The organism is Photobacterium japonica (assembly GCF_050337005.1).
In the GTDB taxonomy this organism is placed as follows: domain Bacteria; phylum Pseudomonadota; class Gammaproteobacteria; order Enterobacterales; family Vibrionaceae; genus Photobacterium; species Photobacterium japonica.
Genome location: NZ_JAKJSN010000018.1, coordinates 59,733 through 71,853, shown reverse-complemented (window position 1 = coordinate 71,853; position 12,121 = coordinate 59,733). Strand labels below are relative to the sequence as shown.

Annotated in this window: 12 protein-coding genes and 1 other annotated feature; of the genes, 2 read left to right on the top strand and 10 right to left on the bottom strand. The window is 52.0% G+C overall.

Going from position 1 to position 12,121, the window contains the following annotated elements; all coding sequences use genetic code 11:
* Positions 1–6 precede the first annotated feature (6 nt).
* The gene (locus tag L4C36_RS08250; RefSeq protein WP_428477318.1) at positions 7–1,584 is read left to right on the top strand and encodes a Na+/H+ antiporter NhaC family protein; all 1,578 of its coding nucleotides are present in this window, start codon (positions 7–9) and stop codon (positions 1,582–1,584) included.
* A 177-nt stretch (positions 1,585–1,761) separates the two neighbouring features.
* Complete coding sequence (locus L4C36_RS08245; RefSeq protein WP_428477317.1) at positions 1,762–2,340, top strand: thymidine kinase; 579 nt, start codon at positions 1,762–1,764, stop codon at positions 2,338–2,340.
* A 101-nt stretch (positions 2,341–2,441) separates the two neighbouring features.
* Here L4C36_RS08245 and hisIE read toward each other — a convergent pair whose 3' ends face one another.
* The 10 genes from hisIE to L4C36_RS08195 form a co-directional block, all read right to left on the bottom strand.
* Positions 2,442–3,053 carry a bifunctional phosphoribosyl-AMP cyclohydrolase/phosphoribosyl-ATP diphosphatase HisIE gene (hisIE, locus tag L4C36_RS08240; RefSeq protein WP_428477316.1) on the bottom strand — a complete coding sequence of 204 codons (612 nt, stop codon included), beginning with the start codon at positions 3,051–3,053 and terminating at the stop codon, positions 2,442–2,444.
* Complete coding sequence (hisF, locus tag L4C36_RS08235; protein ID WP_428477315.1) at positions 3,050–3,823, bottom strand: imidazole glycerol phosphate synthase subunit HisF; 774 nt, start codon at positions 3,821–3,823, stop codon at positions 3,050–3,052. The genes hisIE and hisF overlap by 4 nt, the downstream gene beginning before the upstream one ends.
* Positions 3,824–3,833: 10 nt before the next feature.
* Positions 3,834–4,568, bottom strand: a complete 735-nt coding sequence (hisA, locus tag L4C36_RS08230) for a 1-(5-phosphoribosyl)-5-[(5-phosphoribosylamino)methylideneamino]imidazole-4-carboxamide isomerase (RefSeq protein WP_428477314.1) — start codon at positions 4,566–4,568, stop codon at positions 3,834–3,836.
* Positions 4,569–4,580: 12 nt separating this feature from the next.
* Positions 4,581–5,204, bottom strand: coding sequence for an imidazole glycerol phosphate synthase subunit HisH (gene hisH / locus L4C36_RS08225; protein WP_428477313.1), 624 nt, complete (start codon positions 5,202–5,204; stop codon positions 4,581–4,583).
* A complete protein-coding gene (hisB, locus tag L4C36_RS08220) occupies positions 5,204–6,274 on the bottom strand; it encodes a bifunctional histidinol-phosphatase/imidazoleglycerol-phosphate dehydratase HisB (RefSeq protein ID WP_428477312.1) in 1,071 nt (356 codons plus the stop codon). Before hisB ends, hisH begins: the two co-directional genes overlap by 1 nt.
* A gap of 24 nt (positions 6,275–6,298) precedes the next feature.
* On the bottom strand, positions 6,299–7,339 hold the full coding sequence (gene hisC, locus L4C36_RS08215; protein WP_428477358.1) for a histidinol-phosphate transaminase: 1,041 nt from the start codon (positions 7,337–7,339) through the stop codon (positions 6,299–6,301).
* An 11-nt stretch (positions 7,340–7,350) separates the two neighbouring features.
* The gene (hisD, locus tag L4C36_RS08210; protein WP_428477311.1) at positions 7,351–8,643 is read right to left on the bottom strand and encodes a histidinol dehydrogenase; all 1,293 of its coding nucleotides are present in this window, start codon (positions 8,641–8,643) and stop codon (positions 7,351–7,353) included.
* A 3-nt stretch (positions 8,644–8,646) separates the two neighbouring features.
* The gene (gene hisG / locus L4C36_RS08205; RefSeq protein ID WP_428477310.1) at positions 8,647–9,543 is read right to left on the bottom strand and encodes an ATP phosphoribosyltransferase; all 897 of its coding nucleotides are present in this window, start codon (positions 9,541–9,543) and stop codon (positions 8,647–8,649) included.
* 63 nt (positions 9,544–9,606) lie between these two features.
* Positions 9,607–9,744: a sequence feature (His leader region), on the bottom strand.
* Positions 9,745–10,209: 465 nt separating this feature from the next.
* The gene (locus L4C36_RS08200; RefSeq protein WP_428477309.1) at positions 10,210–10,722 is read right to left on the bottom strand and encodes a YchJ family metal-binding protein; all 513 of its coding nucleotides are present in this window, start codon (positions 10,720–10,722) and stop codon (positions 10,210–10,212) included.
* Positions 10,723–10,725: 3 nt separating this feature from the next.
* Positions 10,726–11,952 carry an EAL and HDOD domain-containing protein gene (locus L4C36_RS08195; RefSeq protein ID WP_428477308.1) on the bottom strand — a complete coding sequence of 409 codons (1,227 nt, stop codon included), beginning with the start codon at positions 11,950–11,952 and terminating at the stop codon, positions 10,726–10,728.
* Positions 11,953–12,121: the final 169 nt, after the last annotated feature.

The following is a 12,121-nucleotide window of genomic DNA, read 5'->3' as shown; positions in this document are numbered from 1 at the left end:
GAGATCATGAACATTGTAGATTATTCACATTCCGCATTATCATTGCTCCCCCCCCTTGTGGCGCTGGGACTTGCCATTTTAACGCGTCACGTCTTATTTTCCCTCGGTGTAGGGGTACTGCTTGGTGCCTTTTTATTGACCTTTAATCACCCTGATACGGATATGCTCGATTATGTCAGCACAACCGTCAAAGGGCTGTTTATTGAAGAAGGGAGCCTCAATAGCTCGAAGATGAGCATTGTTGCCTTCTTGATCTTATTGGGGATGACGACGGCATTATTGACCCTATCAGGCGGCACAAGAGCCTTTGCTGAATGGGCACAAACCAAAATAAAGACCAAGCGTGGCGCGAAATTACTGGCCGCTTTCCTCGGTGTCTTTATTTTCATTGATGATTACTTTAACAGTTTGGCCGTGGGCTCAATTTCCCGTCCAGTGACGGATCGCTATTACGTGTCACGGGCAAAACTGGCGTATATCCTCGATTCAACCGCAGCACCGATGTGTGTACTGATGCCAGCATCAAGCTGGGGCGCATACATTATTACCGTGATCAGTGGCATTTTAGTGTCACACGGCGTGACCGAATACACCCCTTTAGGCGCGTTTTTATTGCTTGCGCCAATGAATTTCTACGCGGTCTTCGCCTTATTAATGGTCTTTGTGGTGGCATGGTTCCAATTGGATGTCGGCCCAATGAAGCGTCATGAGCTGGAAGCTAGCCATTGCCGTGGTTTTGATGAAGGTGACAGCGATAAGCGCGCGAAAGATATCAATGATGAGCTGGAAATCAATGAAAGCCTGAATGGCCGCGTGTTGGATTTAGTGTTGCCGATCGTGATTTTGATTGCTGCGACGATGTTCTTCATGTTGTATACCGGTAACCAAACACTGGCGGCCGATGGCAAGCCGTTTGACTTGCTGGGTGCGTTTGAAAATACCGATGTGGGCATGTCTTTGGTGTTGGGTAGCTTGGTCGGCCTGATGTCAGCCATGGTGTCGGTATTGCGTCAGCGTTTGCCGATGTCGGATGTTGGCTTTACCCTGTGGATCGGGGCGAAATCCATGTTCGGTGCCATTTTGATCCTATTGTTTGCGTGGAGCATCGGTAATGTGATCAACGATATGGGCACCGGTAGCTACTTGTCGACGTTAGTGGAAGGCAATATCAATCCGATGTTACTTCCGGCTATTTTGTTCTTGCTGGCAGGGGCGATGGCGTTCTCCACCGGTACCTCTTGGGGCACCTTTGGCATCATGTTACCGATTGCCGGTGACTTGGCTGGCGCGACGGATATCACCTTGATTCTTCCTATGTTGGCGGCGGTATTAGCGGGTTCGGTATTTGGTGATCACTGTTCACCGATTTCAGATACCACCATTTTGTCGTCAACCGGGGCGCGTTGTCACCATATGGACCACGTCTCAACGCAGTTGCCGTATGCCTTGGCAATGGCGGCCGTGTCGACTGTTGGCTTCCTGGCGTTAGGTTTTACGGACTCGTTAGCCGTCGGCTTTATCGCGGCCAGCGTGGCCTTCTTGTTGGTGTGTTCAGGGCTGGCGTGGTTGTCTCGCCGTCCGTAACCGCACGTTACTGCGATACCCTGAAAGCCTGCCCTTTGTGCAGGCTTTCTTTTTTTTGTCGCAAGCTGAGACTTTCTTTGGGAGATATGCGCGAGGTTCTTTCAATCTGGGGGGCTTTTCTGTAGCATCGCGGCAGTTTTTTCCAAGCATCCATCGTATTACTACAAGGGAAACGACATGGCCCAGATGTATTTCTATTATTCGGCAATGAACGCGGGTAAATCGACCACCCTGTTGCAGTCTTCATTTAATTACCGCGAGCGAGGGATGAACCCGGTTATCTTTACGGCAGCGATTGATGATCGTTACGGTAAAGGGATCGTGAGCTCCCGTATCGGCCTGCAAGAAGAAGCCGAGTTGTTTAACGTGGAAGACGATCTGTATCAGCGTTTGTCACACATGCATGCGGATAATAAGATTGATTGTGTCCTGATCGATGAGAGCCAGTTTCTGACGAAACCGCAAGTGTATCAGTTGACCGAAGTGGTCGATAAATTGCATATCCCAGTGTTGTGCTACGGTTTACGCAGTGATTTCCGTGGTGAATTGTTTGATGGGAGCCGTTATTTGCTTGCATGGGCGGATAAGTTAGTTGAACTGAAAACCATCTGTCATTGTGGCCGTAAAGCCAATATGGTGATCCGCCAAGATGAAAGCGGTAAAGCCATTGCTGATGGCGATCAGGTGGAAATCGGTGGTAATGACCGCTATGTGTCAGTGTGCCGTAAGCACTACAAAGAAGCGCTAGAAAGCTAGGCAAGAAGCTAAACACCGCACAATGAGATTTAAAATGAAAAGCCCGCGATCATGATTGCGGGCTTTTTATTGGGCGTTTATTCGCAAACCTATATGCGGTCTTATTTATGACGCTCTTGCAGTTTTGCCGTCACGTCTGACAGTGACAGGCCTTGGTCTTGCAATAGCACCAAGAGGTGGTAGATCAAATCGGCCGATTCACACACTAACTCCGCTTTATCGCCCGACGTTGCCGCAAGCGCGACTTCAACGCCTTCTTCGCCCACTTTTTGCGAAATACGCTTGGTGCCACGGGCATAGAGGCTGGCGGTGTAAGAGGAATCAGGATCGCTTCCTTTACGGGCTGCCAACACCTGCTCCAATTGATGAAGGAACACCAACGACGGCTTATCGACGGCATCGCCATCAAAGCAGGTGGTCGTGCCAAGGTGGCAGGTGGGGCCAATCGGATTCACCTGTACCAAAAGGGTGTCATTATCGCAATCGAGCGCAATGTTTTTAAGCGCTAACACGTTGCCCGAGGTTTCCCCTTTGGTCCACAGGCGTTGCTTGGTGCGTGAGAAAAACGTGACTTGCTCTGTTTCCAACGTTTTTGCCAGTGCGTCCTGGTTCATGTAACCGAGCATCAGCACTTGGCCACTGGTGTGATCTTGCACCACGGCAGGGACAAGTCCGCCCACTTTTTCCCAATCGATGTTTGCTTGTAGGCTCATAGTCGGATCTCCACCTGTTGTTGCTTCAAGTACTGTTTTAAATCACCAATGTTGATGATTTGCTTGTGGAAGACAGACGCGGCCAGTGCGCCGTCTACGTTGGCATGGTTAAAAGCATCAGCAAAGTGCACCATCTCACCAGCACCGCCGGAAGCGATCAGCGGCACGCGGCAAACAGCACGGACCATGTTGAGTTGGTCCAGATCGTAGCCGTTACGCACACCGTCTTGGTTCATCATATTCAGTACGATTTCACCGGCGCCACGACGTTGCACTTCCTGTACCCAATCACAGGTTTCCCATTGGGTTGCTTGGGTGCGACTTTCATCGCCCGTGAACTGGTAGACCTGATATTTTCCGGTGTCTGCATCAAAGTACGAATCAATGCCGACCACAATACATTGCACGCCGAATTTGTCAGCCAACTCGGTGATGAGGGCAGGGTTGGCCAATGCCGGCGAGTTGATCGATACCTTATCCGCGCCAAATTGCAAAATGCGGGCAGCGTCATCGGTGGATTTGATCCCGCCAGCGACACAGAACGGAATGTCGATTACCTCGGCCACGCGGGCGACCCAGCTTTTGTCGACGACGCGGCCATCGCTGGAGGCGGTGATATCATAGAACACCAACTCGTCTGCGCCTTCTTCGGCATAGCGTTTGGCGAGCGGGACAATGTCACCGATGATTTCGTGGTTGCGAAATTGCACGCCTTTGACCACCTGGCCATCGCGCACATCAAGGCAAGGAATAATGCGTCTTGCTAACATAATGGACTCCTTATTCTGCCCAGATACGGAAAGCGTCTTCCGCGGTGAATTTACCGTCGAGCAGGGCGCGACCGACAATCACACCTTGTACTCCCGTGCCTTTTAGCGCGGCGATGTCATCCAGCGAACCAATGCCGCCAGATGACTGAAACGCCACGTGTGGGTATTGCGCGCACAAGTCACGGTACAGGTCGACATTGGATCCTGCTAACGTGCCGTCACGAGAAATGTCGGTACATAACACGTGTTTCAGGCCCACGGTGAGGAAGTCATCCAATAGTGCTTCAATGGATACGCCAGAATCTTCCTGCCAGCCAGAAATAGCGACTTTGCGGTTGCCTTGGTCATCAATGTTGACGTCCAGCGCCAGCACGATGTGTTCAGGGCCGTATTTTTCCATCCAGCTTTTGACTAACGCGGGGTGTTTCACCGCGGTTGAGCCAATCACCACACGCTGTGCACCGGCATCGAGCAAGTCTTTTACATCTTGTTCGCTGCGTACGCCGCCGCCAATTTGGATATTGGCGGGGGTGCTGGCCAGAATCGTGGCGATCAGATCGAGCTGACGTGCCGAGGTGTCTTTGGCGCCAGTGAGATCCACCAAGTGGAGCCAGTTCGCGCCCGCTTGATGGTACAGGGCAAATTGCTCGGTCGGCATGACGGGGTATTCGGTCACTTGGCCGTAGTCACCTTGATAGAGACGGACAACTTGACCGTCAATTAAATCGAGTGCAGGGATAATCATCGACGTTCCTTATCACATCTCTAAAAAGTTTTTGATCAGTTGGGCGCCCGCTTTACTGGAACGCTCCGGGTGAAATTGCACGCCATAGTAATTGCCGCTTTGCAGTGCGGCAGTAAATGGCTGGCCGTATTCACACTGTGCGATGGTGTTTCCTTCACGCACCGGCATGGCGTAACTGTGTACAAAGTAGAAGTAAGTGCCTGTCGGAATACCGGTAAACAGCGGGTGGCCGTCTTGCGGTGTGATGGTGTTCCAGCCCATGTGTGGCAGAGGCAAATCGCCCGGCTGCATTTTTTCGACGGGCGCATCACACAGCCCGAGACACTCCACGGAGTCTTCACCGGCTGAACCGTGTTCTTGCGACAGACGGCACAGCAGCTGCATGCCAAGGCAAATACCGAGCAGAGGCTTATCGACCTGTTTGACTAGATCGATCAGTGCGCGTTCCTGCAGGTTTTTCATCGCTTCGCTGGCGGTACCGACACCGGGTAAAAATAGCTTGTCGGCCGCCAAGACCACCTCAGGATCTTTGCTGACGGTGACCGTATAGCCAAGGCGCTCAATGGCAAAGCGCACGGACGCGACATTGGCACAACCGGTATCAATAATGACGACGTTTTGTGTGGTTGAGGTCATTACAAGACCCCCTTGCTGCTCGGTAACTCATTGCCCTCGACTTTGATGGCTTGGCGCAGAGTGCGGCCAAAGGCTTTGAATAAGCTTTCGACAATGTGGTGATCGTTATGACCGGTTGAAGAAAGGTGCAGGGTGCAAGCCAAGGTATCGGTTAACGAGCGGAAGAAGTGGGGCACCATTTCGGTCGACAGATCGCCCACTTGATCGCGGCTAAACGTCGCGTCAAATTTCAGGTACGGACGCCCCGACAAATCCAATGCACATTGCGCTAAGCACTCGTCCATTGGCAGGCTAAAACCGAAACGGCCAATGCCTCTCTTATCGCCCAAGGCTTGCTTCAAGGCTTCGCCTAAAGCGAGAGCGGTGTCTTCCACGCTGTGGTGATCGTCAATGTGCAGATCGCCGTCCACTTTACAGATCATGCGGAACCCGCCGTGGGTGGCGATTTGATCCAGCATGTGATCAAAGAAGCCTAGTCCCGTCGCAATCTCGTTGTCGCCACTTTCGTCCAGATTCACTTTCACGGTGATATCGGTTTCTTTGGTGGTGCGTACCACTTCGGCGATGCGTGGCTGAGTGGTGAGATCCTTGACGATCTGCTGCCAGCCCATGCGCTCCGGGTGGTATTGAATACCGCGAATGGCCATGTTCTCGGCCAGTTGCAGATCCGTTTGGCGATCGCCGATCACGGCAGAGGTTTCAAAGTCGACGCGACCTTGTTGCAGGTAGTCTTTCACCATACCGAGTTTAGGCTTACGGCAGCTGCAGTTGTCGGCGTCAAAGTGTGGGCAGATCAACACATCGTCAAAGCGAACACCTTGCGAGGTGAAGATGTCCATCATCATATTATGTGGGGCATCGAAATCCGCTTGCGGGTAGTTGTCGGTGCCCAGTCCATCTTGGTTGGTCACCATGACTAGCTTGTAACCGGCGGCTTGGAGCTGAAGCAGCGCGGGGATCACAAAGGGTTCAAGTGCCAATTTGTCTAAACGGTCCACTTGAAAATCAACCGGGGGTTCAACAATCAATGTGCCGTCACGGTCGATGAATAAAATCTTTTCCTTGCTCACAATGGCTTTCCTTATTGTGCGCGATTACGCGAGTTGTTGACGAATGAAGGCGAGGGTTTTTTCGCACTCATCACGGCTACCGACACTGATGCGGATGCAGCCTTCGATTGGGCTACGGCGTAAAATGATGCCGTTTTCCCACAGGGCGTTAAACAGGCCTTCGCTGTCAGGAAATTTCACTAACAGGTAGTTGCCGTAACCGTCAAAGACCTCGACCCCCGGTAACATGCCCAAACCGGCTTGCAGGTAAGCGCGGTTGGCACTGAGATCAAGGACTTGGAATTTGGTGCGTGCTAAACCGGCTGGCGACAAGGCTTCGACGGCAATGTCCGCCACTGGTACCGGCACCGGATACGGCGCGATCACTTTCAGCAGTAGCTCGATGACAATCGGGTGGGCGAGGGTGAAGCCGCAACGCAGACCGGCCAGCGCAAAGGCTTTAGACAGCGTACGGAGGATCACTAAATTCGGGTATTGATTGAGCAAGTCCACCACGGAAGCATCCATGCAAAAATCGATGTAGGCTTCATCGACTACCACTAAGGCACGGTCGGCTGTCAGGGTTAACAGTGCTTCAATGTCATCACGCTTGAGCAGATTGCCGGTCGGGTTATTCGGGCTGCAGACAAACACCAGTTTCACGTCATCGAGGTGGGCGGCAATGGCGTCTAAATCCAGCTGCCAATCTGCCGTTAACGGCACTTGCTTGGCGGCCACATCAAACGTTTGTGCACTGATCGCGTACATGCCATACGTCGGTGGGCAGTACAGAATAGCGTCTTTATTGGGCTCACAGAATGCACGCACTAACAGTTCAATGCCTTCGTCGGCACCGCGTGACGTCAGTACATAGTCGCGGTCAACACCGGCATAACTGGCGTAGGCGCCAATTAGGGTATCCGGCTGACACGTGCTGTAGCGGTTGAGACGGTCACTCTTGATGGTGTACTCGTTCATGAACGGGGATTCGTTCGCATTGAGCCAAATGTCCCCACAACCGCCCAGACGGCGGGCTGACATGTACGGGGTCATTTCTCTGACCGTTTTACGGGCCAATGCTTCAATATTCTGGCTCATTACAGCTCCTTTAACTTCTCAACTCGGAGGGTGACGGCACGTTTGTGGGCATCAAGCCCTTCGGCATCGGCAATGGCTTCAACCACTGGCGCAATCGCCAGTAAGCCATCACAACTTAATTCTTGTACGGTCATGCGCTTGGAGAAATCCGCCAAGCCCAGACTCGAATAGGTACGGGTATACCCGTAGGTTGGCAGTACGTGGTTGGTGCCAGAGGCATAATCCCCCACGGACTCGGGTGACCACTTGCCAAGGAAAATGGAACCTGCGTTATCCAATTCAGGCAGCAGGGCACGCGGGTTGTCCGTTTGGACGATCAGGTGCTCGGGGCCGTAACGGTTAGAAATCGCGACACATTCTGCAATGGAATCCGCCACAATCAAAATGCTGGCCCCCAGTGCCTGACGGGCAATGTCGGCGCGGCTGAGTTGCAGTAATTGGCTGTGAATGGCATCGGCGACACGGTCTGCCAACGCAGGATCGGGTGTCACTAACACGACCTGTGAATCCGGGCCGTGTTCGGCTTGGCTCAGTAAATCGGCGGCGATGAAATCGGGATCGGCACTGCTGTCGGCAATCACTAACACTTCGGATGGACCCGCTGGCATATCAATAGCGGCACCGCGGAAGTCATTGCTGATCTGGCGTTTGGCTTCAGTCACGTAGGCATTGCCCGGGCCAAAGATTTTGTCCACTTTCGTGATGCTTTCGGTGCCATACGCCATGGCCGCGACCGCTTGGGCGCCACCCAGTTGGTAGACCTCTTCAATGCCACACAGTTGGGCGACATAAAGAATTTCATCGGCAATCGGTGGTGGCGAACACAGAATAGCACGTGCACAGCCTGCAATTTTCGCGGGTACACCCAACATCAATACCGTTGACGGCAACGGCGCACTGCCACCGGGAATGTATAGCCCGACCGCATTGATAGGGCGGGTGACTTGCTCACAGACCACACCCGGTTGGGTTTCCACACGAATGGCCGCCGGACGTTGCGCCTCATGGAAAGTGCTGATGTTGTTGTAAGCCGCTTGAAGGGCTTGCTTCATGGTGTCCGTTAAACGACCAGACGCAGCCACAATGGCCTCTTCCGACACGCGCAGGTTATTGAGTGCCACGTTGTCGAATTTTGCCGTGAGCGCTTTCAGTGCCGCATCGCCGTCGGTTTGTACTTGAGCGATGACCGATGACACCGCCGCGGTAATGTTTGCGCCTTCTGTGATCGCAGGGCGTTCTAACACGCTGTTTTGCTGTGTTTCGCTCAGTGATTGCCAGACAACAGTTTTCATCGCTTACTCCATCATTTTTTCAATTGGCAGCACAAGGATGGAGCTGGCACCCAACTCTTTGAGTTGCTCCATGGTTTCCCAGAACAGATTTTCAGAGCTGACTAAATGGATAGCGACACGGTTTTTGTCTTGAGACAGTGGCAGTACCGTTGGATCTTCGGCACCCGGCAGCAAATCTTTGATTTGCTCAAGGCGGTCTGTTGGGGCATGCAGCATGATGTATTTGGATTCTTTGGCTTGGATCACCCCTTGCATACGGGTCAGCAGGCGATTGATCAGGGCTTGCTTGTCGTAGCAGAAGTCACCGGTACGTTGGATCAGCACCGCTTTCGAGCGCAAAATCACTTCTGCTTCTTTCAGGCCATTGGCTTCTAGCGTGGCCCCGGTAGAAACGAGATCACAAATGGCATCGGCCAAACCAGCACGGGGAGCGACTTCAACCGAGCCGTTCAGCATACAGGTACTGAATTGTACGCCTTGCTCATCCATATAACGTTTCACTAATTGTGGGTACGTGGTGGCAATGCGCTGGCCTTGCAGATCTTGTGGGCCGTTGTAGGTCGCGCCTTTGTTGATCGCAATCGAGAGGCGGCAGCCGCCGAAATCGAGGCGACGCAGTTTTTCATAGTTGGCCGGCTCACCACGGGCGATACGCTCAAGGGCGACTTCTTCCAGCTCGTTTTCGCCGATCACGCCTAAATCCACCACGCCATCCATGATCAAGCCGGGAATGTCGTCATCACGGACCAGCAGTAAATCAATCGGCATGTTTTCAGCGTGAACGACGAGGCGTTCCCCGACCATATTGAACTTCACGCCACAGCGTTTTAGTAGCTCTTGGCATTCTTTGCTCAAGCGTCCCTTTTTTTGAATGGCAATACGTAGTCGTTGTGTTTGCATAATTCTGATCCCTGTCATCCCTGTGAACGGAAAATGGTGTAGCGAAAATGGCTGCGCGTAAAAACGGAAAAACCCTCGGAAAATGTCTCTCCCGAGGGTCTTGAATGCTGAGTGCTTATCTGACCGCTGGAAGAGTGATGGGTGTCTTCCAGAGTGAGGCGTATCCTCCCGAAAGACTAATCAGGATGATGATGGTGGTGTAGGTTTACCATGTCGATACGCATAATTATGTACTCTGTCTAAATCTTTATTAACGCTGTGCTTGATATTCACACTAACTAAGCTAGGGGTGTTTTGCAACAGGTATTTTACGGAAATATTAAATTTCATCATGCGTGTGTTGTTGGTCTGTGCATATTGTGGGTGTCACGCCGCACACCCACCGATTTTTGCTTTCATGTACCACGTAAAAAAAACAGAAATAGGCTGTTTGTTAACGGCTATTGTTGTTTGAGAAGAGGAGGGAGTTGTTTGGGGGAGGCGGGATGACGAGGACTTTTTCTGGGCGGCATCACTAGAGGGAAATAGTAACTATCCCACGAACGTGCCGAGGTTTGTGCTGTTGCGTATATAGCGGTTGTGTCCATCGGGTGTAAGAGGCTCCACACGCCAGCGGCCTGTGGAGCAAGAGACGATCAGGGTAAACGTACCTGACGATGGATGTCGTTAGCCGCAACACTTCTTGTATTTTTTACCGCTGCCACACACGCACGGGTCGTTACGGCCAATTTTGTCACTCACGGCTGGCGTCAGCACTTCTGGCTCTTCCGGCTCAGGGTATTCCCCGTCAAGGTAGAACCATTGTGCTTCGCCATTCACGTCTTCCTGCAAAAAGCGAGAACGCTCGTGCAGGCAGTATTCTTCTTTACCGTCACGGTAGAACGCTTGAAACTCAACAAATCCTTCGCCATTGTCGGCGATTTCGCTGTTGATCACGTCAAGGCCGAGCCATTTGGTATTCACTGATTCTGCGATGGCATCGCGGTGTTGTTCGGCTTCGCAGCTTGGGTGATATGTTTTCACGACAAAATCCACCAATCCCAACACATGGGCGCTGTAGCGTGCACGCATCAGTTGCTCAGGGTGTGTTGCAAGGGTTGGATTTTGGTGGATCGGTTGGCAGCATTCTGCCAGTGGGCGTTTGTTTCCGCACGGGCACGACGAATGACGTTGGGTCATGGTTTACTCGGTATTGTGTTGTTCATGATGAGTCGCCCATTTTAATGACTCTAGATACTGTTCTGCAACGACAGATTCAGCGACATGCAAAATCTGGCTGAGTTGGCGTATGCGCGGCCAATCGGCATTGTCATAGGCGATCGCCAATTGCAGTAATAACCCCAGTTCACCGTGTTGGGCGATCAGTGCATGGCGGATGGCTTTATTCAATGCTAATTGTTCGATGATCACGTCAATGGGCTGATCCAGCATGGATTCCAGTAAAGAAAATAAACCGGTAAGAAATGCTTGGTTCGCACTAACTTTTGGCGTGATGTGCTGACTGAGGTATTCACAGAAACGGGCGCGTTGCAGTGACAGCAGATAGAGCGACAGCGGTTTATCTTCGGTCGCTTGTGAGGTGGCGACAAAGGTGACAAAGCGGCGTAACTGGGTCTCGCCCATGAAGGCTAAGGCTTGTTTGAACGACGACATCGACTTGGCGCGTGGTGCGGTGATGTTATTGACGTGGCGTAACAGCTTGTAAGACAGTGACACATCGTTCGTGATGAGCTGCTCGATGTGGCAGAGATCCAGTTCAGGCTGACTGATGGCTTGATACAAGCGCAATATGGTCAGGGCCGAAGGCGACAAGGTTTTTTGTCGCAGCAATTCCGGGCGACTGAAAAAGTAGCCCTGAAACCAATCGAATCCCGCATCTCTGGCCGCCATAAACTCAGCATGGCTTTCGACTTTTTCGGCCAGAAACCGTAAAGGGCTGCCTTTTTCGCGGTGATGGCGAATGAAAAAGCCAGCGCGGCTGATGGGAATAGCACGTATATCAAACTTAATAATGTGGATATACGGCAAAAAGCGGTTCCACGGCGGTGAGGGAATGAAATCATCCAGCGCCAACGTGTAACCGAGGTGATGCAGTTCCATTACCGCATCAAGCAAGGCATCATCCGGTTCACACGATTCGAGAATTTCAATGATGAAGCTTTCTTTGGCAAACATCAGCGGCGTGCGCTTGATCAGGCTGCTATAGGGGAAATTGATAAAGGCTTTTTTACCGGCAGCAACATGCAACGAGTTTCCGCCAAGGAAGTTATCGGTCAGTAGGCGGTGGGTAGCGTGTTCGGCTTCGACACCGGGAAAAGCATTATTCGGGCCATCACGAAACAGCAGTTCGTAGCCGATAGTTTCTTTTTTTCGGTTGAGAATGGGTTGTCTGGCAAGGTATGAATGCATAAAAGAGGCAAAACTCGCGGTCGGTAATATTGTTGAAATGGCCGTATATTTGCCAGTGGCCCGCCAAAATCGGTATGATACCCATGCTTCTTACAGTCATTGCGGGTCAATACGGATGCTGATTACGCCGTATCGCTCTGACTTGACGCATAGAATGAGCCTTAATCTT

Coding starts and splice junctions, on each gene's coding strand:
- L4C36_RS08250 (WP_428477318.1), top strand. CDS start 7: ATGAACATTGTAGATTATTCACATTCCGCATTATCATTGCTCCCCCCC.
- L4C36_RS08245 (WP_428477317.1), top strand. CDS start 1,762: ATGGCCCAGATGTATTTCTATTATTCGGCAATGAACGCGGGTAAATCG.
- hisIE (WP_428477316.1), bottom strand. CDS start 3,053: ATGAGCCTACAAGCAAACATCGATTGGGAAAAAGTGGGCGGACTTGTC.
- hisF (WP_428477315.1), bottom strand. CDS start 3,823: ATGTTAGCAAGACGCATTATTCCTTGCCTTGATGTGCGCGATGGCCAG.
- hisA (WP_428477314.1), bottom strand. CDS start 4,568: ATGATTATCCCTGCACTCGATTTAATTGACGGTCAAGTTGTCCGTCTC.
- hisH (WP_428477313.1), bottom strand. CDS start 5,204: ATGACCTCAACCACACAAAACGTCGTCATTATTGATACCGGTTGTGCC.
- hisD (WP_428477311.1), bottom strand. CDS start 8,643: ATGAAAACTGTTGTCTGGCAATCACTGAGCGAAACACAGCAAAACAGC.
- hisG (WP_428477310.1), bottom strand. CDS start 9,543: ATGCAAACACAACGACTACGTATTGCCATTCAAAAAAAGGGACGCTTG.
- L4C36_RS08200 (WP_428477309.1), bottom strand. CDS start 10,722: ATGACCCAACGTCATTCGTCGTGCCCGTGCGGAAACAAACGCCCACTG.
- L4C36_RS08195 (WP_428477308.1), bottom strand. CDS start 11,952: ATGCATTCATACCTTGCCAGACAACCCATTCTCAACCGAAAAAAAGAA.